Source organism: Mesorhizobium sp. M8A.F.Ca.ET.208.01.1.1 (assembly GCF_004791315.1).
Lineage (GTDB): Bacteria > Pseudomonadota > Alphaproteobacteria > Rhizobiales > Rhizobiaceae > Mesorhizobium.
Genome location: NZ_SRUT01000008.1, coordinates 101966 through 123779 on the forward strand (window position 1 = coordinate 101966; position 21814 = coordinate 123779).

Annotated in this window: 15 protein-coding genes; 7 read left to right on the forward strand and 8 right to left on the reverse strand. The window is 63.0% G+C overall.

Annotation, left to right across the window (positions count from 1 at the left end; all coding sequences use genetic code 11):
• Window positions 1-60: 60 nt before the first annotated feature.
• From EN851_RS27510 to aceA, 3 genes are all read right to left on the reverse strand, one after another.
• Entirely contained in the window at window positions 61-504 is a 444-nt protein-coding gene (locus tag EN851_RS27510; RefSeq protein ID WP_135880998.1) for a response regulator, read from the reverse strand.
• 239 nt (window positions 505-743) lie between these two features.
• Complete coding sequence (locus tag EN851_RS27515; RefSeq protein WP_023766759.1) at window positions 744-986, reverse strand: hypothetical protein; 243 nt, start codon at window positions 984-986, stop codon at window positions 744-746.
• 61 nt (window positions 987-1047) lie between these two features.
• Complete coding sequence (gene aceA, locus EN851_RS27520; RefSeq protein WP_135930406.1) at window positions 1048-2337, reverse strand: isocitrate lyase; 1290 nt, start codon at window positions 2335-2337, stop codon at window positions 1048-1050.
• Window positions 2338-2573: 236 nt separating this feature from the next.
• Between aceA and EN851_RS27525 the strand changes: the two genes are divergently transcribed.
• From EN851_RS27525 to EN851_RS27550, 6 genes are all read left to right on the forward strand, one after another.
• Window positions 2574-4019, forward strand: a complete 1446-nt coding sequence (locus EN851_RS27525; RefSeq protein ID WP_135930407.1) for an XRE family transcriptional regulator — start codon at window positions 2574-2576, stop codon at window positions 4017-4019.
• A 135-nt stretch (window positions 4020-4154) separates the two neighbouring features.
• Window positions 4155-5108 (forward strand): DMT family transporter, encoded by a 954-nt coding sequence (locus EN851_RS27530; protein ID WP_127277028.1) that lies wholly within the window; start codon window positions 4155-4157, stop codon window positions 5106-5108.
• A 328-nt stretch (window positions 5109-5436) separates the two neighbouring features.
• Window positions 5437-6534, forward strand: a complete 1098-nt coding sequence (locus EN851_RS27535; protein ID WP_135880997.1) for a polyamine ABC transporter substrate-binding protein — start codon at window positions 5437-5439, stop codon at window positions 6532-6534.
• Window positions 6535-6612: 78 nt separating this feature from the next.
• On the forward strand, window positions 6613-7755 hold the full coding sequence (locus tag EN851_RS27540; RefSeq protein WP_127277032.1) for an ABC transporter ATP-binding protein: 1143 nt from the start codon (window positions 6613-6615) through the stop codon (window positions 7753-7755).
• A gap of 10 nt (window positions 7756-7765) precedes the next feature.
• Window positions 7766-8734, forward strand: coding sequence for an ABC transporter permease subunit (locus tag EN851_RS27545; protein WP_127870860.1), 969 nt, complete (start codon window positions 7766-7768; stop codon window positions 8732-8734).
• Window positions 8731-9549, forward strand: coding sequence for an ABC transporter permease subunit (locus tag EN851_RS27550; RefSeq protein ID WP_127277034.1), 819 nt, complete (start codon window positions 8731-8733; stop codon window positions 9547-9549). Before EN851_RS27545 ends, EN851_RS27550 begins: the two co-directional genes overlap by 4 nt.
• Window positions 9550-9699: 150 nt before the next feature.
• Here EN851_RS27550 and EN851_RS27555 read toward each other — a convergent pair whose 3' ends face one another.
• Window positions 9700-11553: an AsmA family protein gene (locus tag EN851_RS27555; protein WP_127277036.1), complete on the reverse strand. Its 1854-nt coding sequence runs from the start codon at window positions 11551-11553 to the stop codon at window positions 9700-9702.
• A gap of 204 nt (window positions 11554-11757) precedes the next feature.
• On the opposite strand from EN851_RS27555, the gene EN851_RS27560 reads away from it, so the two are divergent.
• Window positions 11758-13716: an acetoacetate--CoA ligase gene (locus EN851_RS27560; RefSeq protein ID WP_127277038.1), complete on the forward strand. Its 1959-nt coding sequence runs from the start codon at window positions 11758-11760 to the stop codon at window positions 13714-13716.
• A gap of 302 nt (window positions 13717-14018) precedes the next feature.
• Here EN851_RS27560 and EN851_RS27565 read toward each other — a convergent pair whose 3' ends face one another.
• From EN851_RS27565 to EN851_RS27580, 4 genes are all read right to left on the reverse strand, one after another.
• Window positions 14019-16127, reverse strand: a complete 2109-nt coding sequence (locus EN851_RS27565; RefSeq protein ID WP_135930408.1) for a catalase — start codon at window positions 16125-16127, stop codon at window positions 14019-14021.
• Between the two features lie 80 nt (window positions 16128-16207).
• Window positions 16208-16816, reverse strand: coding sequence for a general stress protein (locus EN851_RS27570; protein ID WP_127276924.1), 609 nt, complete (start codon window positions 16814-16816; stop codon window positions 16208-16210).
• Window positions 16817-16840: 24 nt separating this feature from the next.
• Window positions 16841-17596, reverse strand: coding sequence for a DUF4142 domain-containing protein (locus EN851_RS27575; protein WP_127276926.1), 756 nt, complete (start codon window positions 17594-17596; stop codon window positions 16841-16843).
• Between the two features lie 169 nt (window positions 17597-17765).
• Window positions 17766-21776, reverse strand: coding sequence for a PAS domain S-box protein (locus EN851_RS27580; RefSeq protein WP_135930409.1), 4011 nt, complete (start codon window positions 21774-21776; stop codon window positions 17766-17768).
• Window positions 21777-21814 lie beyond the last annotated feature (38 nt).

Here is a 21814-nt window from a genome sequence, read left to right on the forward strand (position 1 = left end):
TATTTGCTTTTTGCATAATTCCGGAGGGAAAAACCGCTGCACGACTTTCCCGCAATTGCCTCAGCGGCTGATCAGACGATCGATCACCGGTTGCAGCCGTTCGGGCGTGATCGGCTTGGCCACCACCGCATCGATGATATTCGCCAGGCCAAGGCTCTCCGGCGTGCCGTTCTTGGTTGAAAGCAGGATCACGGGAGGAAGCGATTTGCCCGAGGCCCGGCGCAATTTTTCGATGCCGGGCATCAGGTTGTCGCAATCCTTGTTGTCGGGGCCGCCGTCGAGCACAATCGCGCCCGGCACTAGCGTCCGCAAGGTTTTCGCTGCGATATCAGGCGATTCCGAGATTGGTCTGAGTCCGGATCGCTCGACGATCTTCGATACCACGACCCGGTTGATCGGCGACTTCCCGACGACAAGCACCCGGGAGAGATCGTGAATCGTCTCGGTACTTGAATCCCGGGTCACCAGATTCACATGTTTTGCGGTCTCGCCGTCTCGTTTCACGGGGCACCCAAGTCGGCCAAGAAGTTCGCCCCTATTTCAATGCAGAGTTGAATCTGGGCGACAATTGGCGTGAGATCGGACCCTATGTCAAGTTGAAATAAAAGAACCGGATGGCACTCTCCACAACAGTGGATTCAAGCAACAGTACTGTACTGCTCTGTCCATGGCTTGGTTACGTAAAAATAAAATTCACCTGCGCATACATTGCGCAGGTGAAGGGTCGCCTGGACCATTTCCGATCAGCTGTGGCTCTGCTGCGTGACGATCACCGGGATCAGCAGATCGCCCCAATTGCCGTCGCCGCCATGGTGCCTTGCAGAGCGCACGAGCTCCACCGAGACGCCCGCCTCGACGGCCTTCATCACCGACTGGTTCAGCCTGTGCAGATCGTTGGCCAGCATGCGGATCGTCGCCTGCTGGTCGACGCTCATCGTGGTCGATTGCTCTTCCGCCCGTTCCTTGACACGGCTTATCGATGCCATTGGTCTTCTCCTATGTCCTTGCCCTCTCGGGCGTTCCTCTGTTGGTCGTCTTTTTGCGAACTCACTCCGCTGCCGGCTTGAACTGCGCGTGCTCGGTCGATTCATGCATGGCGGTGGTCGATGACCGGCCCCCGGTGATCGCCATCGACACGGCGTCGAAATAGCCGGTGCCGACCTCCCGCTGGTGCTTGGTCGCGGTATAGCCATTGGCTTCCGCGGCGAATTCCGCTTCCTGCAACTCGGAATAGGCCGCCATCTGCCGCGCCTTGTAGCCGCGGGCGAGTTCGAACATGCCGTAGTTGAGCTGGTGGAAGCCGGCCAGCGTGATGAACTGGAACTTGTAGCCCATGGCGCCCAGTTCCCGCTGGAACTTGGCGATCGTGGCGTCGTCGAGATTCTTCTTCCAGTTGAACGACGGCGAGCAATTATAGGCGAGCAGCTTGCCCGGATGGTGCCTGCGCACACCCTCGGCGAATTTCTTGGCCTGCGCCAGGTCGGGTTTCGAGGTCTCGCACCAGATCAGGTCGGCGTGGGGCGCGTAAGCAATGGCCCGTGCGATGCAAGGCTCGATGCCGTTCCTGACCTGGTAGAAGCCTTCCACCGTGCGGCCGGCATCATAGTCGACGAAGGGCTGGTCGCGCTCATCGATATCGGAGGTGAGCAGCTTTGCCGCCTCCGCGTCGGTGCGTGCCACGACCAGTGTGGGTGTGCCCATCACGTCGGCCGCGAGCCGCGCCGCGTTGAGGTTGCGGATGTGCGCCGCGGTCGGGATCAGCACCTTGCCGCCGAGATGGCCGCACTTCTTCTCCGACGCCAGCTGGTCCTCATAGTGGACGCCGGCGGCGCCCGCCTCGATGAATGCCTTCATGATCTCGAAGGCATTGAGCGGACCGCCGAAGCCGGCTTCGGCGTCGGCAACGATCGGCGCGAACCAGGTCTCGACAGAAAGCCCCTTGCCCTCGGCGGTCTCGATCTGGTCGGCGCGCTGCAGCGTGCGGTTGATGCGCTTGACCAGTTCGGGCGCCGCATTGGCCGGATAGAGCGACTGGTCGGGATACATCGCCGAGGCAGTGTTCGCGTCGGCGGCAACCTGCCAGCCCGATAGATAGATTGCCTTCAGCCCGGCACGCACCTGCTGCATCGCCTGGTTGCCGGACATGGCGCCCAATGCGTTGACGAAGTCGTCCTCGTGGATGAGTTTCCACAGCCGGTTGGCCCCCATTTCGGCAAGGCTCTGCCTGATCTGCACCGAACCGCGCAGCCGCTTCACGTCCTCCGGCGAATAAGGGCGTTCAATGCCGTCGAAGCGACCTTCAGGCGCCGAGGGAACGAGGTTGTAAAAATCAGTCATTGGTCACTCCGGAGGGTTCTGTATGATGTCTGCGCGCCAATTTGTTGGGGCGCTTCTATGTGACTGAATTTACATTTCGGCGCGAGATGAGCCAGAAAAATTAGGAAAACCGGTCGGATATAAGAGAAAATCTGTGTTGTGTTTGACAGGAAGGCACTGTAAATTTGTCAATCCTGTAAAGGAAAGCGGCTTTGGGATTGCGGCGGATGTCGTGTAAATCTTGTCAAGGATAGTCGATGGCTGATCAGAAGATTTTCGCCGGGCCGCGTATTCGCCGCATCCGCAGCGCCAAAGGCCTGACCCAGACGGCGATGGCCGAGGGGCTCGGCATCTCGCCGTCCTACCTCAATCTGATCGAGCGCAACCAGCGGCCGCTGACGGTGCAACTGATCCTGAAGCTGGCCTCCGTCTACAAGGTCGATCCGCATGAGCTGCAGGGCGAGGCGAGGGGCTCGGTCGCTGCCCTGAAGGAGGTGTTCTCCGATCCGTTGCTTGTCGGCGAACTGCCGGGAGACCAGGAACTGATCGAGCTTGCCGAGGCGGCGCCCAATGCCTCCGCCGCGGTGATAAAACTGTTCCGCGCCTATCGCGAGCAGGCCGAGCGGCTGTCCGACCTCAACGAGCTTCTGGCGCGCGAAGGGCGGGCGACCGCGCTCTCCGGCGCCCGCCTGCCGATCGACGAGGTGCACGAGATTTTCGAGCGGCGACCAAACCATTTTTCCTCGCTGGAGGAAGAGGCCGAGGCGTTCACCTCGGTGCTCGATCCCGGCGACGACCTGTCTGGCGCCTTGAAGGCATGGCTGAAGCGCGAATACGGCATCGTGGTCAAGGTTCTGCCGGTCGCCACCATGCCGAACTGGCGCCGTCGCTACGACCGCCATTCGCAGCGCCTGTTCCTTTCCGAGCGCCTGTCGCCTTTCGACCAGTTGCGTGAAGTCGCGATGGAGGCCTGCCTGATCCGCATGACGGTCGCGGTCGCCGGCGAGATTCAGGCGCTGAGACTGGCCACGGACGAGGCGCGCCGCCTTGCCCGCTTCGAACTCGGCCGCTATGCCGCCCATGCGCTGATGATGCCCTATCAGCCCTTTCACGCGGCGGCTATTCGCTCGCGTTACGACATCGACGTCCTGCGCTCGCGCTTTGGCGTTTCCTTCGAGCAGGCGGCAAACCGGCTGACCATGCTGCAGCGGCCAGGGGCTTCTGGCGTGCCCTTCTTCATGCTGGAGGTCGACAATGCCGGAAACCGCTTTCGCAAGGCCGGCAGCCAGGGCTTTCCGCAAAGCCGGTTTGGCGGCGGCTGTCCCAAGCTGCCCGTGCATGTCGCCTTCACCCAGCCCGGCCAGATCTTCGTCGAGGCGGTGGAAATGCCCGACGGCGCCGAGTTCCTATGCATGGCCCGCACCCTGGAGGGGCCGCAAGGAGCGTTCTCCGAACGCCCGCGCCGCACGGCACTGCTGCTCGGCTGCGACATCGGCTTTCGCGACGACATGGTCTATGGTGCGGCCCTGCCCGGCACGGCAGTCGGTGCAAAGGTAGGGGCGGGCATCGCGTCGACGCCAGTCGGCCCGGCCTGCCGGCTTTGCGAGCGTGTCGGCTGCCTGGCGCGCGCAGAGCCGCCGGTGACCAGACCGCTCGGCCTCGACGAGATGGTGACCGGCCTGAGCGCGTTCGATTTCCAGTAACGCTGCAGCAAAGGTGCCACAATCGTCGCCGGTCTCTGGATCACCCGCGGCCCAAGTCTTTGCGTTACGCGAACAGAGCAGTTTTTTGTCGCCCCTTGCGCATCGTCCCGTCCACAAAAGCTCGACAGTCGCGCCATGACAGACACAGCATCATCGCCCGGCCTTGCTACCTCGACAGTCTCGCCGCGCGAGGAACGCGTCGGCATGCTGCTGGTCTTCCTGTCGGCGCTGATGTGGAGTTTCGGCGGCACCATCGCCCGCTTCATCAGCGTTGGCGACAGCTGGACGGTTATCTTCTGGCGCTCCGTCTGGGCTGCCGCCTTCCTGCTCTGCTTCATGGCCTGGCGTGACGGCTGGCGCGGCATGGTGAAGTCGTTCCGGGACATGGGCCTGCCGGGCATTGCGGTGGGATTCTGCTTCGCCATTGCGTCGACCTCGTTCGTCGTGGCGCTTGCCTATACCACAGTCGCCAATATCCTCCTGATGCAGGCTGGCGTGCCGCTCCTGGCGGCCCTGTTTGCCTGGGCGCTGTTTCGCGAAAGAGTAACCGTCGCAACCTGGATGGCGATTGCCGCCGTCATCGCCGGCGTCGCCATCATGGTGTCTGAATCTCTGGACGGCTCCGTCTCGCCCATAGGCGACGGACTGGCGCTGCTGATCGCATTCATGTTCTCGACCGCCACCGTCATCACCCGGCGCTTCTCCAGCGTGCGCATGACGCCGGCGACCTGTCTCGGCACGATCCTGGCCGCGGGCTTCGCTGCCTCGCAGGCCTCGACCTTCACGGTATCGGCCGGCGACATGGGCTTTCTCTTCGTCTTTGGTGTGGTCAATCTCGGCCTTGGCCTTGCTTTCTTCGCCACCGGCGCGCGCCTGATCCCGGCGGCGATCGCGGCACTGCTCGGCACGTTCGAGCCGATCCTGGGGCCGATATGGGTCTGGCTCATCCATTCCGAGGTGCCGTCCGGGCGCACCATCATAGGCGGCGCGGTGGTGGTCACGGCGCTGCTTGTCCATATCGGGCTCGAATTCAAACGCCAGGCGCGGCCGCAGCGGGCTGGGGTCACCGGAGTGCCTTCGCCTAATTGATGCCGGCGCCGAAGCTTTGCCCATTGACAATGTCGCTGCCGCCCGGGCAGGCTGGGACTACGGCAACAACAAGACAGGCGTATCTTGCCAAGTCTCCCCGGCGGCTCGATCGAGACCGGACCACATTCTTGTATCTCTGTCCGCGCGGCGGCGAAAGCTTCTGACGGCACCGCAATTCCTTCCCGCCCCGAACAACCTGGTGGCCGCGGGCGGCGTGCCGGTTGGCGCTTGTCGGCCCCCGGAAAGCTCAATAGTCTGAAGCAAATGCCCGGCCGCGCGAGCATGTCGCGACGCGCCGGCAATGGAACACTCACCAAAGGAGAATAGCATGATCCGCAAAGCGCTCTGGCTTTCGGCAACCTCGGTATTTCTGGCGCTTTCGATGCCAGCCGGTCACGCCGCGGACCGCGTCGTCAACGTCTTCAACTGGTCGGACTATATCGACAGTTCGATCATCGATGATTTCACCAAGAAGACCGGCATCAAGGTCGTTTACGACACCTTCGATTCCAACGAAATCCTCGAAACCAAGCTGCTCGCCGGCGGCAGCGGCTACGACGTCGTCGTGCCGAGCGGCAGTTTCCTCGCCCGCCAAATCCAGGCCGGCGTGTTCCAGAAGCTCGACAAGTCTAAGCTGCCGAACCTCTCCAACATGTGGGATACGGTCACGGAGCGCACCGCCAAATACGACCCCGGCAACGAATACTCGGTCAATTACATGTGGGGCACGGTCGGCATCGGTTACAACACCAAGAAAGTGCAGGCAGCGCTCGGCACCGACAAGATCGACAGCTGGGATACCTTCTTCAATCCGGACAGCCTGGCCAAGTTGAAGGATTGCGGTGTCTATGTGCTGGATTCTCCGTCCGACATCATTCCAGCGGCGCTGAAGTATCTCGGTCTGGACCCCAACAGCACCTCGCCTGACGATATCGCCAAGGCCGAGGAAGCTCTTCTCAAGATCCGTCCCTACATCAGGAAGTTCCACTCGTCCGAATACATCAACGCGCTTGCCAATGGCGACATCTGCCTGGCGGTCGGCTGGTCGGGTGATGTGTTCCAGGCTCGCAACCGCGCGATCGAGGCCAAGCAAGGCGTGGAAATCGGCTATTCCGTGCCGAAGGAAGGCGCCCAGATGTGGTTCGATCAGATGGCGATCCCCGCCGATGCGCCGCATGTCGCCGAGGCGCTCGAATTCATCAACTACATGATGACGCCGGAAGTGATCGCCAAATCGTCGAACTATGTCCTTTATGCCAACGGCAACAAGGCATCGCAGCAATTCGTCGACAAGGCGCTGCTCGACGATCCTTCGGTTTATCCGGACGCCGCGACCTTGCAGAAGCTCTATACCATCCAGCCTTACGATCCCAAGACCCAACGCATCGTCACGCGCAGCTGGACCAAGATCGTCACCGGCCAGTAGGGAATCCGACGCGACCCCGGCAGCCAACTGCCGGGGTCGTTTTCTGTTTTTGGGGAATATAAAAACACGGAGTGGGATATGAAATCGCTTGGCAGCATCCGCAGGGACTTCGCGCCATGGAACGACCCGAACGCCAAGCCATATATCCAGTTTGACAACGTCACCAAGAAGTTCGGTGACTTCACCGCCGTCAACAATCTGTCGCTGACCATTTTCGAGCGCGAGTTCTTCGCCCTGCTTGGCGCCTCGGGTTGCGGAAAGTCGACGCTGCTCAGGATGCTTGCCGGCTTCGAGGAACCGACGGCCGGCCGCATCCTGCTCGATGGCCAGGATCTGCGCGGCATTCCGCCTTATCGCCGGCCGGTCAACATGATGTTCCAGTCCTATGCCCTGTTCCCGCATATGACGGTGGAGAAGAATATCGCCTTCGGCCTCAAGCAGGAAGGCATGGCCAAGCCCGATATCGAAAAGCGCGTCGCCGACATGCTGAAGCTGGTCAAGCTCGAGCGGTTCGCCAAGCGCAAGCCCCATCAGCTCTCCGGCGGCCAGCGCCAGCGCGTCGCGCTTGCTCGCTCGGTCGCCAAGCGACCTAAGGTGCTGCTGCTCGACGAGCCGCTCGGCGCGCTCGACAAGAAACTGCGCGAGGAAACCCAGTTCGAACTGATGGATCTGCAGCAGGAGCTTGGTCTCACCTTCGTCGTCGTCACCCATGACCAGGAAGAGGCGATGACGATGGCCGACCGCATCGCCATCATGGACAAGGGCGAGGTGATGCAGGTGGCGACGCCGCCGGAAGTCTACGAAGCCCCGACGTCGCGCTTCGTCGCCCATTTCGTCGGCAACGTGAACATGTTCGAGGGCAAGGTTGCCGAACAGTCGGCCAACACGACGCGCATCACAGGTCCAAGCGGGGCCCAGATCGTCGTCGAGAATGGTGGCGCGAATGCAAAGGCCGATGCCAATATCGTCTTCGCCATCAGGCCGGAGAAGATCAGGGTCTCGTCGAAGAAGCCGGCCGATGCCGTCAACGCGCTGGAGGGCGAGGTTTACGACATCGCCTATCTCGGCGACATGACGGTCTATCACGTCAGGCTGGACGACGGGCAGATCGTGCGGGCAAGCGCGCTGAACGCGGCCCGTGTGACCGAGGACCCGCTGACCTGGAACGACCGTGCCTGGGTGTCCTTCCGGCCCGACGCCGGCGTCGTGCTGGCGCGGTAGGGGGGCGGTCATGTCCAATGTCGCCGTCGCCGATGCCGCCGCGCCATCGACTGCCGCCGAGCCGTTCCTGATACGGCTGGGTGCCGGCTTCGTCAGCCGGCTCGTCATCATCGTTCCCTATCTCTGGCTGTTGTTCTTCTTTCTCGTCCCCTTCATCATCGTCTTCAAGATCTCGCTGTCGCAGACGGCTATCGCCATGCCGCCCTATACGCCGGTGCTCGATTTCAGCGACGGCGTTTCCGGCTTCTTCGCCGGCTTTCGCGACCTCAACTTCGACAACTATGCCTGGCTGACGCAGGACGCACTCTACTTCAGGGCCTACCTCACCAGCGTCGTCATCGCTGCCGTCTCGACGGTGTTGACCTTGCTGGTTGGCTATCCCATCGCCTATGGCATGGCGCGCGCTCCGGCCACGATCCGCCCGACATTGCTGATGCTGGTCATCCTGCCGTTCTGGACCTCGTTCCTGATCCGCGTCTATGCCTGGATCGGGATCCTGAAGCCCGAGGGCCTGCTCAACCAGCTGCTCCTGGCGCTGCGCATCATCGACCAGCCGCTGGTGATCCTCAACACCTATACGGCAATCTTCATCGGCATCGTTTATTCCTACCTGCCGTTCATGGTGCTACCGCTTTATTCGTCGCTGGAAAAAATGGACTATTCCTTGATCGAGGCAGCCAAGGACCTCGGCTGCCCGCCGACAGCTGCCTTCTGGAAGATCACCTTCCCGCTGTCGCTGCCGGGCGTCATTGCCGGCTGCCTGCTGGTGTTCATCCCGGCCGTCGGCGAGTTCGTCATCCCCGACCTGCTCGGCGGCTCACAGACGCTGATGATCGGCAAGACGCTGTGGAACGAGTTCTTCGCCAATCGTGACTGGCCGGTGTCGTCGGCCGTTGCCGTCATCCTGCTATTGCTGCTGATCGTACCGATCGTGTTGTTCCAGCATGCCCAGGCCCGCGCGCAGGAGCAGGACAAATGAACACCACCTGGAGCCGCTTCAACATCACCTCGATCACGCTTGGTTTTGCCTTTCTCTATTTGCCGATCGTGCTGCTCGTCGTCTTCTCCTTCAACGAGTCCAAGCTCGTCACCGTCTGGGGCGGCTTCTCGACCAAATGGTACGTGTCGCTGTTCCACAATCAGGGCCTTATGGACGCCGCATGGGTGACCATCCGCGTCGGTCTGATTTCAGCGACCGTGGCCACGGTTCTCGGCACCATGGGCGCCTTGGCGCTGACCCGCTACACACGCTTCCGGGGCAGGGTCCTGTTCTCGGGCATGATCTTCGCACCATTGGTCATGCCTGATGTCATTACCGGCCTGTCGCTGCTCCTGCTGTTTGTCGCCATCGGCATGGATCGCGGCATGACGACCGTGATCCTCGCGCATATCACCTTCACAATGTGCTTTGTCGCGGTCGTCGTGCAGTCGCGGCTTGTCAGCTTCGATCGTTCGCTGGAGGAAGCCGCCATGGATCTTGGCGCGCCGCCGGTGAAGACCTTCTTCCAGATCACGCTGCCGGTCATCCTGCCGGCGATCGTGTCCGGCTGGATGCTGGCCTTCACGCTGTCACTGGACGACCTGGTCATCGCCAGCTTTGCTTCGGGCCCTGGCGCCACCACGCTGCCGATGAAGATCTACAGCCAGGTCCGTCTCGGCGTGACGCCGGAGATCAATGCCGCCTGCACCATCCTGATCGCGATCGTCACGGTTGGCGTGATCATCGCTTCGGTCGCCAACAAGCGACGCGAGGTGCAGCGGCAGCTTGACGAGCGGGCCGCGCAACGCGGGTAGAGCAATTCCAGGAAAAGTGCCTAGCGGTTTTCCCGGGAGAAGCGCGTAGCGCTTCCCCTTGGGAATTGCATAGAAACAAGAAGTTAGAGCGGATCGGCGATTCTATCAAACGCTGAACCTCTCTAGGAGCGGCGCTTCAGGAGCAATGCCTTATTCGCCCGAAACCCCACGGCTGATGGGTGAAATGAACGGCGTGCTCCACGTTCCGCCGACGAAAAACGACGACTGGTTGGGGCCTTGCTGGCCAGTTTTTTGCGTTGCAGGCTGATCCGGCTGGATAACACCGCCCGACAGTGCCAGTCCGCGTCCTGCGTAGGATGCGATGCCGGAAAGCCAGATCTTGTATTTCGCCGAATTGGCCTCTGCCTTGTCGAGTCTCGCCACACCTCTCGAAATGGTTGCCTTCACTTCGGCGCCATCGATGGGCAGCGTCCCGTCCGAGACATCGTCGAGCGCGAAGAAGCCGCCTTGTTCGGTATGCTTGAGAAACGCCGGCAGGTTGAACTTGCTGAGCGCGCCAGGGCCGAAGGTCGCCGAGACCGAGCCGTCGGCGTTTTCGAAGATCGAATCCCAGGTCCTTCCCGGTCCCTTGAGGATGACCGAAACGGTGCCCGTGCCAACCGGCACCAGCCGGGTCATCCCGGCCGCGGTACCGAACGCGCCGCCATCGACGTCGGAGGCCAGTAGCCGGATCTCGACCTGGGTGCCTTCGGGTTTGCGGTCGAAGCGAAGGCTGGTCTGGACGTTGCCGCCAAAAGCCGAGGCGTCGGAGATATCGAAGACGGAAAGACCGTCCTTGACCTGGGCGGTGGCCGCGACATCGGCAAGCTGGATGCTTCCCGCCGTGGCATGGGCCGCCGACAACCTGAGATCGAGGTTGACCCGGTCGGCGAAACTCGTGTCGACCTGGCCCGGCTCGGCGCTGGTCGCCGGTCCCAGTGGCGTGAAGGCGGACAGGAACGACCTGAGGTCGAGCGTGTCGAAGGCAAGCGTGCCCGAAATCACCGGCTGCGTCTCGCCGAGCGACACGTCCAGCGCGCCCATGCCCGGGTTATTGTCCAGCGCCAGCGCCGTGTTCTCGAATTTGATGCGGCCGGCCGACGCAGTGACCTTGCTCGAAATGCTGACCGAGCCGATTGCCGCGCTCGGCGCGATGCCGGCCTGCGACCATTCCAGCACGCGGCGCAGCGATGGGGCCGCGAATTTCACCTGGCCGTCGAAATAGGCGTTTTCGGACATGCTGGCGGTGCCGTCGAAGGAGAAGGTGGCGGGCGCTGCCTTGAAGGACAGGGTGAGCGGCGCCGTGCCCCCGGCAAACAGCACCAGCGGTCTCGGCGAGGCGGCATCCACCGTCACGCTTTCGCCGCGCCAGATCCCGGTCGCGGACAGTGTCGCATTGCTGTTCATCGCCGCCCAGGTGGCCTGGCCGCTAAGACTGCTCAGGATCTCCACATCCTTGCCGTTGACGGACGCCACCATGCGGCCATCCCTGAACTCGACGGTGCCGAAAGTGTCGGCTGGCAGCTTGTCGAGATCGGGCTTGGCGGGGTCGGCATTGACCACGCCGCGAGCCGCGTCGATGGAGCGCGCGATGCGCCCGCCCGTCGGCGCCGTGGGCAGGAACAGGCCATCCGCCGTGCGCTGCACCCGGATTGTCGGCCGCACCAGCCGTGCCGTGGAAAACGCCACATCGCCCTGCAATGCCGCCATGGCCGAGAGGTCAACCTCGACCCTTTCGGCTTCGACGACCGGCGGGGCATCGCCGTCGGTCCACTTCGACAGTGTCACATCGGTCAGGATCGCGCGGAATTTCGGCCAGACCTCGATGCGCGGCGACCCTTCGATGGCAACTCGAAAGCCGCTCCAGGCGCTTAACTCCCACGCGATGCGGTCACGCACGATCCGCGTCGAGGCGATCAGCGGCAGGGCCGCGACCACCAGCGCGATGACGATGGCGGCAACGCCGATCGCCCACACTCCGCGGCGGATCAAGGATGATGGCATATAGCCCCGTATGCTTCCATTCCGATAAAAACCGATCGTCCGACGGGTGTAACCCTGTCGTCACTACGACTTAGGGCTGACGCATTTCAAGTCTTTATGGCCCAGCGATGGCATTTGCGCACACCTGGGCGCATCGGCCCAACAAAATCTTGCTCTGCTGCGCTGCGATATGCATAAGCGATGGCGACCGTGGGAGGATCGATCATGGCTGGCGAAGTACCGCTCTGGACCCCGACGCAAGACCAGATTGATGCCTCCCCCTTGACCGCCTTCATGAAGGCCGCGGCAACGACTACCGGCAGTCCGTTCTCGTCCTATACCGATCTTCATCGCTGGTCGGTCGAGAACCGGGAGGCGTTCTGGGATCTCGTCTGGGATTTCTGCGGACTTGAAGGCGACAAGGGCGAGCGACTGCTACTCGATGGCGGCAAGATGCCCGGCGCTTCGTTCTTCCCGGACGCGTCGCTGAATTTCGCCGAAAACCTTCTGAAGAAGACCGGTGCCGGCGAAGCAATCGTCTTTCGCGGCGAGGACAAGGTCGAGAGGCGGCTGTCGTGGAACGAATTGCATGGCCTGGTTTCGCGCCTGCAGCAGCTTTTCCTGTCGCTTAAGGTGAAGAAGGGTGACCGTATCGCGGCAATGATGCCCAACATGCCCGAAGCCGTCGCCGCCATGCTGGCTGCGGCCTCGATCGGGGCGGTGTGGTCATCCTGTTCTCCTGATTTCGGCGAGCAGGGTGTGCTCGACCGGTTCGGCCAGATCGAGCCTGTCGTCTTCATCGCGCCGGACGGCTATTGGTACAATGGCAAGGCGATCGAGGTCGCCGACAAGGTCAAGGCGGTCGCGGCCAGGCTCGGCAGCGTCCGCAAGGTTCTGCTCGTCGACTATCTCGGCACATCCGCGGATGTTGCCGATACCATCGACAAGGCCGTGGCGATGGAAGAGGCGCTGTCGCCCTTCGCCGTCAAACCAGTCACCTTCGAGCGGCTGCCGTTTTCGCATCCGCTCTACATCCTGTTTTCGTCCGGCACCACCGGCATTCCCAAATGCATCGTCCATTCGGCCGGCGGCACGCTGATCCAGCATGTCAAGGAACACCGGCTGCATGCCGGCCTCGGTGATGGCGACCGCTTCTTCTACTTCACCACCTGCGGCTGGATGATGTGGAACTGGCTGGTATCGGGTCTTGCCTCCGGCGCCACGCTGCTGCTCTACGACGGTTCCCCCTTCTATCCCGACGGTAATGTGCTGTTCGACCTCGCCGATGCCGAGAAGATGACCTTCTTCGGCACTTCGGCCAAGTTCATCGATTCGGTGCGCAAAGCCGGTCTCAAGCCGATCCGCAGCCATGATCTGTCGACGGTGCGCGCCATCTCCTCCACCGGATCGCCGCTTTCGCCCGAGGATTTCCGCTTCGTCTATGACGGCATCAAGAAGGATGTGCACCTGGCCTCGGTGTCCGGTGGCACCGATATCGTCTCTTGCTTCGTGCTCGGCGTGCCGATCGAGCCGGTCTGGACAGGAGAGATCCAGGGGCCGGGCCTCGGCCTCGCCGTCGACGTCTGGGATGATGACGGCAAGCCGGTCAGGCAGGCGAAGGGCGAACTGGTTTGCACCAAGGCTTTCCCGTCCATGCCGATCGGCTTCTGGAACGATCCCGACGGCAAGAAGTACCAGGCGGCCTATTTCGAGCGTTTCGACAATGTCTGGTGCCATGGCGATTTCGCCGAATGGACCGGTCATGGCGGCATGGTCATCCACGGCCGCTCGGACGCGACGCTCAATCCAGGTGGCGTGCGCATCGGCACGGCGGAAATCTACAACCAGGTCGAGCAGATGCCCGAAATCCTCGAGGCGCTGTGCATCGGCCAGGATTTCGACAATGACGTGCGCGTCGTGCTGTTCGTGCGGCTAGCCGCTGGTGTCCAGCTCGACGAGGATCTGGAAAAACGCATCCGCGCCAAGATCCGCGCCGGCGCCAGCCCCCGCCATGTTCCGGCCAGGATCGTCGCCGTGTCGGACATCCCCCGCACCAAGTCGGGCAAGATCACCGAGCTTGCGGTGCGCGATGTCGTGCACGGCCGCGCCATCAAGAACAAGGAAGCGCTCGCCAACCCGGAAGCGCTGGAGCTATTCAGGAACCTGCCGCAACTTGCGCAGTGACCGCAACCGGCATGGTTAACGAAATATGTCGCGCGAATTTACCTAGATTTCACGAGTGGTACACATTCGTAAATTTTTTGGCGACCCGGTAAGGACTTGTTAAGGGCCGGCGTCGATAGTCGCATGTAACTTGAGGGAGAAATCCCGTTCCTCAGCCCCCGAGGAGCTGAATTCAGCTCAAGCCCCCGTTGTGACAGCAATCCCATCTGTTAAGGCGTCCTTTGGGCGCCTTTTCTTTTACCGGAGCAGTCTCTTCCCAAGGCTTCGTCGGTGCACTCGGCTCGCAGAAGGGCGCAGGCTGATCACAGTTTTACAGCCATTTCCCGCCCCCAGAGACGGAGTTTGCGGCATGATTCCACAAAGCCGGCAACAGCTTTGGGCTCGGTCAGGTCAATCATGCCCTCATCGGCCTTCGGGTCGACGCCCGCTTTCTGCAGCAGCGGCACAGAAGCGGCCGTGAAGGCGATGAACTTGCAGTGGGCGAATGCGTCGGCGACGAAGTCGCGCGCCGCTGCCTCGCCGGTCAGCCGTTGCGCCCCCTCGTCCGACAGGACGAGGGCGACGGCGTCGAACAGGACGGAGGGACCGCCGTCGATCATATGCCGGGCCTCGATCCAGCTTCCATCGCCGGCCTCGACGCCGCCGACCTTGGGGGCGACCACTTCCATGGTGGCTCCCTCCTTCTCGACCGCCGATTGCAGCCGCTTCAGAAGCGCGGCATCCGCGCCCGCGCTGACAAGCACGCCGACCTTGCGGCCCGCGAAACTTTCCGGTCCGTTCTGGATGATGCTGAGCGCCGGCGACGGTGCGAGATCGTTCCTCGGCACGATTGCGGCGTCCGCCGGTCTGGGCAATTCCTTGATGCCCAGCCTGTCGGCAACGGTTACGGCAAGTCCTTCGTCGATATTCATGAGATGGGCGACCATTCGCTCGCGTATGACCGGTGTCTCGACCTTGCTCAGCTCGAAGGTCAGAGCCATCGCTATGTGCCGCTGCTCGGGCGGGGTCTGGCTGTTGAAGAACTGCCGCGCCTGGCTGTAATGGTCCGCGAAACTCTCGGCGCGCAGGCGTAGTTTTTGTCCGGCTTCGGCGTCGGCGAAGGAACGAAAGCCGCGCTGAGGCGATTCCCTCGGGCCTTCATCGAATGAATTTGGCTGGTAGTTCGTCCTGCCCACAGGATTGCGCATGGCCATATGCCCATCCTGCTGGAAGTGGTTGAACGGGCACTTCGGCGCGTTGATGGGGATGTGCGTGAAGTTCGGGCCGCCCAGGCGCTTCAACTGCGTGTCGAGATACGAGAAGTTCCGGCCCTGCAGCAAAGGATCGTTGGAAAAGTCGACCCCGGGCGGGACGTTCTGCGTCATGAACGCCACCTGCTCGGTTTCGGCGAAGAAATTGTCGGGCATGCGGTCGAGCACCAGGCGGCCGACCGGGATCGGCTCGAGCACCTCTTCCGGAATTAACTTGGTCGCATCCAGGACATCGAAATCGAAGCTGTCGGCGAAATCCTGGTCGAAGAGCTGAACCCTGAGTTCCCATTCCGGGAAATTGCCGGATTGGATGGCCTGCCAGAGGTCGCGGCGATGGAAGTCCGGGTCGGCACCGTTGATTTTCACCGCCTCGTTCCAGGCCACCGACTGCAGGCCGAATTTCGGCTTCCAGTGAAATTTGACGAATGTCGATTCGTCCTTGACGTTCAAAAACCGGAACGTGTGCACCCCAAACCCTTCCATGAAGCGGAAGGAACGCGGGATCGCGCGGTCCGACATGACCCACATGATCATATGCATGGACTCTGGCGTCAGCGAGATGAAATCCCAGAAATTGTCGTGTGCGGACTGGGCCTGTGGAAACGCCCGGTCGGGCTCTTCCTTGACGGCATGCACCATGTCCGGAAACTTGATCGCGTCCTGGATGAAGAAAACCGGTATATTGTTGCCGACAATGTCCCAGTTTCCTTCCTTCGTATAAAGCTTCACCGCGAAGCCGCGGACGTCGCGCGCCAGATCGAATGAGCCCTTCGAGCCGGCAACCGTCGAGAACCGGACGAAGGCTGGCGTCTTCTCGCCGGCGCGCTGGAAAATGTCGGCCCGGGTGTATTTGGCGAGCGAGTCATAGGTCTCGAAATAGCCATGCGCTCCGTAGCCGCGCGCGTGCACGACCCGCTCGGGTATGCGTTCATGGTCGAAGTGGAAAATCTTTTCGCGAAAGTGGAAATCCTCGAGGACCGTCGGTCCTCGCGGTCCGACCTTCAGCGAGTTCTGATCGTCCGAGACCGGTCCGCCCTGGGCCGTGGTCAATACCGCGCCGTCGCTTTCGGCGCGCTGGTGCAATTCACCGCCATCACCTCTCGTCAAGGTCTGATCGTGAATAGCGGCGGTGTTGCCGTTGCGGCGTGGTGCCTTGGCCATTTAGCGTGTTCCTTCGAGCTTCGATGCGGGCTTGCGCGCGGCAGACTTTCGCCCGCCGCCTTTGGCAGCGGGCGAGGGGATCAAGGGCGATTGGCGTAGCGCCCGCGATCGCTTTCGATCTCATCGGGTGTGAAGGCCTTGGCGTTGCTGTCGAAACCCGTCCAGCCGTCGGCCTCGTATGCGCTGCGGCGGTCTTCCAGATTGACCGAATTGGCTTGTCCGAGAATCCGCTCGGCTTGGCCAGCCAACTGATCATCGACCTTGGCTGTCACCAGCGTGCCGCCACGGCGCACACCTTCCGCATAAACATGGGCATCCCTTTCTGGGACTCCGGACTCCGTCAGTGCCCCGACGATTCCGCCGGCAGCTCCGCCGACGACAGCGCCTCCAACGGCGCCGACAGCAGTGGCGGCCAGCCAGCCGGCGGCCACCACCGGGCCGACGCCGGGAATGGCCATGATGCCGAGCCCGGCCAGCAAGCCACCCGCACCGCCGATGACGGCACCCACACCCGCGCCGCTGGCGGCATCCTCGGCGGCATTGGAGCGGTCGTCATCCCCGTCGTACCATTCGGTCGAATTGTTGGCGACGATGCTGATATCGGCGTGCGGCACGCCGCTTGCCTCCAGCTCGCCGACAGCATCGGAAGCGTCATCATAATTGTCGAAAAGTCCGGTCACGGTTTTCATGGTCAAGATCTCCAGATTTGCTGTTCAGTTGGTGCCGGCAACGACGTTGCCCTGGTAGTCGAGCGCGACGGCCGTCTTCTTGCCGTCCTTGGTCGCCTGTCCGCGCCAGATGCCCTGTTCGTCCTTGTTCAACGCGGACACATCCGAGAAGCCGGCATCCTGGATGCGGCTCTTGGCCTGATCTTCGGTGAAGCTGTTGGCGCCCGGCACCGGGGCGGACGGATTTGCCGTGTCGGTCGTGGTGACGGCAGGGGTCGTCGAACCCGTCGCGGAAGACTTGTCATCCATCGTGGAAGCGATCTTCTCGATCATGTCCTGATGCATCTTGAGCGTCGGCAAGGTCTGCTGCGCAAACGTCTTCAACTGCGCGTTGTCGCCGTCCTTGGCGTAGCCGTCGAACAGCTTCACCGCATCGGCATGGGCATCGCGCTGCATCTGCACGTAAGATTTGTCGACCGAATCCTTGGCGCTTTGCAGAGCGTCAATATCGCTCTTGTGCTTGGCGTCCGTTGCCGTCGGCACCTGCAGCTTCTGCTCGCCGGCGATCGTCTCGAGTTTGGCATTGGCCGCGCCATGATCAGCGATCATCTTCTGGGCGAAGTCCTTGACGCTTTGATCCTGCGCCTTGCCTTCGGCGATCTTGCTCGATTCCACCTCGAACATCCCGCCGGACGCCGCCTTGTCGATGAAGTCCTGCGCCTTGTCCGCAGCCAGGGCAGGCATGGCAAAGGTGATTGCCGTGGCCGCGCCGAGCGCGGCCAGTAACAGCCGATTTTTCATGAATAGATCCTTGTTAGGCACACATCGTGCTGTGTGCCTAACAAGCGCCTGCAGGCTTTGTTCCGGCGGCCGAACGATTTTCCCGACGGTCCCGGATTCGGCGGGCAGCCAATATCACCGCGCGGTAACTGCGAAGCTAGCGGCAGAACCGCTGCCGCGGAGGCTCACCTTACTCGGCGAGCACCCGGGTCGACGGGAAGGCGACTTCGACCAGCGTGCCTTCGCCGGGCGTCGAATTGATGGTGAACCGGGCGCGGTTGGCTTCCACCATCGCCTTGGTCAGCGGCAGGCCAAGGCCGGTGCCGTCGCCGCGCCCGCGCTTCAGGGCGTTGATCTGCTTGAACGGCTTCAGCGCCTGCTCGATCTCGGCCTGGCTCATGCCGATGCCGGTGTCGCGCACCCGCATGACGACGTCACCCGAGGTCTCATAGGCGGTCGAGACGATCACCTGGCCGCCGGCCTGGGTGTAGCGGACGGCGTTGGACAGGATGTTGAGCGCGATCTGGCGCACGCTGCGCAAATCCGCCACCACTTCCGGCAGCCGCGAGGCGAAGCTGGAGCGGATGATGACGCGTTCGCGGTTGGCCTGTGGCTGCATCATCGCCACGGTTTCGGCCAGCGTATCGTTGAGCGACACCGCCTCATAAGCCATTTCCTGCTGGCCGGCCTCGATCTTCGAGATGTCCAGGAGATCGTTGACCAGGTCGAGCACGTGGTTGCCCGAGCGGTTGATGTCGCGCAGGTAATCGCGGTAGCGGTCATTGGCGACCGGCCCGAACTTCTCGTCGACCATCAGCTCGGAAAAGCCGATAATGGCATTGAGCGGCGTGCGGATCTCGTGGCTGATGCGGGCGAGGAAATCGGTTTTCTGCGAGGAAGCGCGTTCGGCCACCGCACGCGCCTGGGTGAGATCCTCCTCGGCCCGCTTCCACTGTGTGATGTCGCGTACCACGGCGCAGAAGCCGCTGTCGTTGGGCAGCCGGCCGATGGTCATGAACAGGGGGATGAAGCGCCCCTGTGCTTCGCGGCCGATCACCTCGCGGCCGTCATTCAACACGCTCGCCACGCCAGGCTCCGACAGGCCGGTGAGATAGTCGCGCGCCGCGCGTTGGCTCTCGATGGCAAACAGCGAGGCGAAAGGCTTGCCGGTCACCTCGTCGCTGTCGAAACCGAACAGCGCCTCGCCCGGGCGGCTGATCGAACGGATGGTGCCGTCGCTGCCGATCAGCACGACCCCGTCGGTGGCGGTGTCGATGATGGTACGCATCTCGGCGATGCGTGCCTTGAGCTCGGAAATGTCGGGCTGCGTTGGCCCTTCGCCAATCGCGTGCGCCGCCGCGGGGGCATCATCCTCGCCGGAACGGCGAACGACCAGCATCAGCGCCTTGCCATCGCGCCAGGGCACGGAGCGCAGGATGGCGTCGATAGGAAATTCCTGTCCGTCGCGCGTCTTCAGCCGCAGAGCCCGGTCGCTGCCGTCGAAAGCGCCGTCATCGGCATAAGGATCGGCAAACAAAGCGCCGAGGCCACCCGCTTCCTCCAGGTCCTCCAGCGTCTCGTATCCGGTCAGGTCGAGGAATTCGTCGTTGGCATAGTGCAACTGGTCGCCCGAATGGATGATCAGCGGCACCGGCAGCTTGCCGAGCAGCGATGTATCCGGCGTCTTGTTTTCGCTACCGACGGAAAAGGCCGACGGCGTGAATCCTTCGGTTTTGAGTGGCGGCACTTGCAGGCGTGGCCGCTCGGCAAATGTCCCGGCCGCATCATCCGAGCCGCCGCTTCGGCCGGGGGCAGCAATCGGTTCCTCGCCGGATGCAGTCGCGTCCTCGTCGGTCCAATCCTCATTGTCTTCGGCGTCGCGTAAATCGTCCGCCGTCATGTCGTCGTCATCAGCCGGCGGTGACTTGGCGGATCCTGCCTGCGCTGGCGCCTCGCGATCCTCGGCCATCGCTTTCGTCGCGATTATCTCTTGTGCCTCGGGCGCTGTGGCCTCGTCGCTGCCGTCGGCGACATCAGCAGGCTTGTCCTCTTTATCGGCGTAGTCGAGCAGGGAGCCCGAGGCCGCCGGCGGCGAGGATTCGGAGCTCGGCGCCTGTTGTTCGACCTGGTCCGCTTGCGCACCGTCGAGCCGCGCAAGATCCCTTTGATCCTCGGCATCGCTCAGGGAGGGTTCGCCCGCGTCCGGTGCGTCTTGCGCATCAGGCGTTGGCATACCATGCGCCTGGCCGGTCGCCGATTCCCGGCTCGAATCGGCTGGTTTGGTATATGGGGTGGCGATGTCCGCCGGCGGCGTCGCATCGGTCGCGGGCTTGGTCGCGTGGTGCGGCTCCGACAAAGGGCCTGACCCGGCATCTGGGTCCGCCTGCCTTGCCGGCTCGGCCGGTTCAGCCTCCGGCGAACTTTCTTTCTTCAGCCGCTCGCCGATCTCGCGGAACGCGCTGCGTTCCAGCGTCGACAGCCCCTTGTCATTGGCCGGTTGCCGGTGTTCGGCCAGCCGGATGACCTTGTCGGCAAAGCGCCGCTCCGGTTTCGGTACGATGGTCAGCGCCGGCACTTCGCCCTTGAACGGATCCGATACCTTCGGCCCCTCGGCCTCGGGCTGTTCAGGCGCCGTCTCCACGGCCTCGGGTTTCGGCGCCGCCGGCATTGCGCCATTGGGCACCAGTGCCATGCCGATCGCTTCCGGATCGACGACCGCATCCCCGGTTCGCGCGACGCCGAAGCCGCGAAAACCTTCGAAGGCGCGGCTGCGGCCATAGACGGGCAATGCCGCCAGGTCGACGGGAATCTTCAGGTCGGTGCCGACGACCGGCCACAGCACCGAGCGGCCGGACCAGGTGTCGCGCCGCTCCAGCAGGCCGGCGATCTCGCCGGACGCATCAAGACCGAAGGCCGCCGCGACATCCCTGAAGCGTCGACCGATCACGTCGGCTGCCGGATGGCCGACGATATCGGCGAATTCCGGCGACAGCGCGCTGAACTTGCCCTCGGCGTCGGTACGCCAGACAAAACGCAACGGTGCCGCCGAGCGGTCTATCCTGCGGGTGGCCACGGTTGCGACCGGGGCCGTAGGCGAGATGGCCTGCTTCACGCTGTCCGCCGAAGTTTCGGGGCCAACCGCTTCGGTCCCGCCTTTCGGTTCCGGCACGGTTGACGCGTCGTCTTCCCCAGCATGGAAATACCAATGATCGTGCTGTGCCGGCGTGCCCGCCGCCGGCTGATCATTGTCGGCGGCGACCGGGGTCGGGCCTGTCGGTTCCTCGATCTCCCGCGTTGCCTGTTCCGGCCTATCGTCAGCCACGGGCCTGGAAGGGGCGGGCGCCTGTTCGGTCTCGGCAGCGGCAGCGGGCTGTTTGGTCGCGTCCGTCCGCGAAACATCGGCCGTCGGCTGATTGTTCTGCCGAGACCCGGATTCGACCGTGGCGGTTTCCGCCGCCTCCGTTGTGCGGTCAATCTCCTTGGCAGGGCGTTCCGTTGCCGCGGACGAGCCGTCCGCCGAAGCGCCAGATGCGCTGTCCTCGAGTTGATCCTCGTCGATCACCACCAGCAGATGCCGCTCCGGCGTCAGCCGGGCGAGGCCCGCCGGGTAGGAGGTTCTGCCGCCCGGAACGAGGCGCTTGACGATGCGCTCGCCCTCGGCCGCGACGTCGGCCACCAGGGCCGCCAGTGTCGCGGGCTGGATGCCGAGTGCCGAAAATCCCTGCGAGGCGGCCTCGACATTGCCCTTGGCATCGATAAAGGCAATGAAATGGCCGTCCTCGGTAAGGCCGCTGATCGCCCGGTTGGCGATCTCGGCGGCACTGCGCGAGCCGGTCTGCGCCGCCGGCACGGCCAGCATGATGGCATGCTCGCCATCGGGCAGCGTCAGGGCACTGGCAAGAAAGCCGACGGCGCGGCTGGTCATGCCGGTCGCCAGGCGCACCGTGATCGAGCGATCGCCGCCGATCTGCGGGAAACCGCTGGTCGCCATGATCTGACGGCGCGCGACCAGCGGCAGCCGCGCCGAGGCGCCGATGATCGCCTCGATATCGGGATAGCCGAACATGGCGGCGCCCGGCCCATTGGCCCAGATGACCTGCTCGAGGTCCACCGACAGGATCGCGATCGCGTCGCCGGCGGCAAACCGCTGGCGGACCGCGTCGAGCACGGCGACGTCGAGGAAGGAATATTCGGACGGCATGCGCTTGGCGGACCCTCACGGAGCGGCGATTTGCAGTT

Excerpts from the sequence above, each read along its gene's own strand:
- EN851_RS27515 (WP_023766759.1), bottom strand. The coding sequence starts at position 986 with ATGGCATCGATAAGCCGTGTCAAGGAACGGGCGGAAGAGCAATCGACC.
- aceA (WP_135930406.1), bottom strand. The coding sequence starts at position 2,337 with ATGACTGATTTTTACAACCTCGTTCCCTCGGCGCCTGAAGGTCGCTTC.
- EN851_RS27525 (WP_135930407.1), top strand. The coding sequence starts at position 2,574 with ATGGCTGATCAGAAGATTTTCGCCGGGCCGCGTATTCGCCGCATCCGC.
- EN851_RS27530 (WP_127277028.1), top strand. The coding sequence starts at position 4,155 with ATGACAGACACAGCATCATCGCCCGGCCTTGCTACCTCGACAGTCTCG.
- EN851_RS27535 (WP_135880997.1), top strand. The coding sequence starts at position 5,437 with ATGATCCGCAAAGCGCTCTGGCTTTCGGCAACCTCGGTATTTCTGGCG.
- EN851_RS27540 (WP_127277032.1), top strand. The coding sequence starts at position 6,613 with ATGAAATCGCTTGGCAGCATCCGCAGGGACTTCGCGCCATGGAACGAC.
- EN851_RS27545 (WP_127870860.1), top strand. The coding sequence starts at position 7,766 with ATGTCCAATGTCGCCGTCGCCGATGCCGCCGCGCCATCGACTGCCGCC.
- EN851_RS27550 (WP_127277034.1), top strand. The coding sequence starts at position 8,731 with ATGAACACCACCTGGAGCCGCTTCAACATCACCTCGATCACGCTTGGT.
- EN851_RS27555 (WP_127277036.1), bottom strand. The coding sequence starts at position 11,553 with ATGCCATCATCCTTGATCCGCCGCGGAGTGTGGGCGATCGGCGTTGCC.
- EN851_RS27560 (WP_127277038.1), top strand. The coding sequence starts at position 11,758 with ATGGCTGGCGAAGTACCGCTCTGGACCCCGACGCAAGACCAGATTGAT.
- EN851_RS27565 (WP_135930408.1), bottom strand. The coding sequence starts at position 16,127 with ATGGCCAAGGCACCACGCCGCAACGGCAACACCGCCGCTATTCACGAT.
- EN851_RS27570 (WP_127276924.1), bottom strand. The coding sequence starts at position 16,816 with ATGAAAACCGTGACCGGACTTTTCGACAATTATGATGACGCTTCCGAT.
- EN851_RS27575 (WP_127276926.1), bottom strand. The coding sequence starts at position 17,596 with ATGAAAAATCGGCTGTTACTGGCCGCGCTCGGCGCGGCCACGGCAATC.
- EN851_RS27580 (WP_135930409.1), bottom strand. The coding sequence starts at position 21,776 with ATGCCGTCCGAATATTCCTTCCTCGACGTCGCCGTGCTCGACGCGGTC.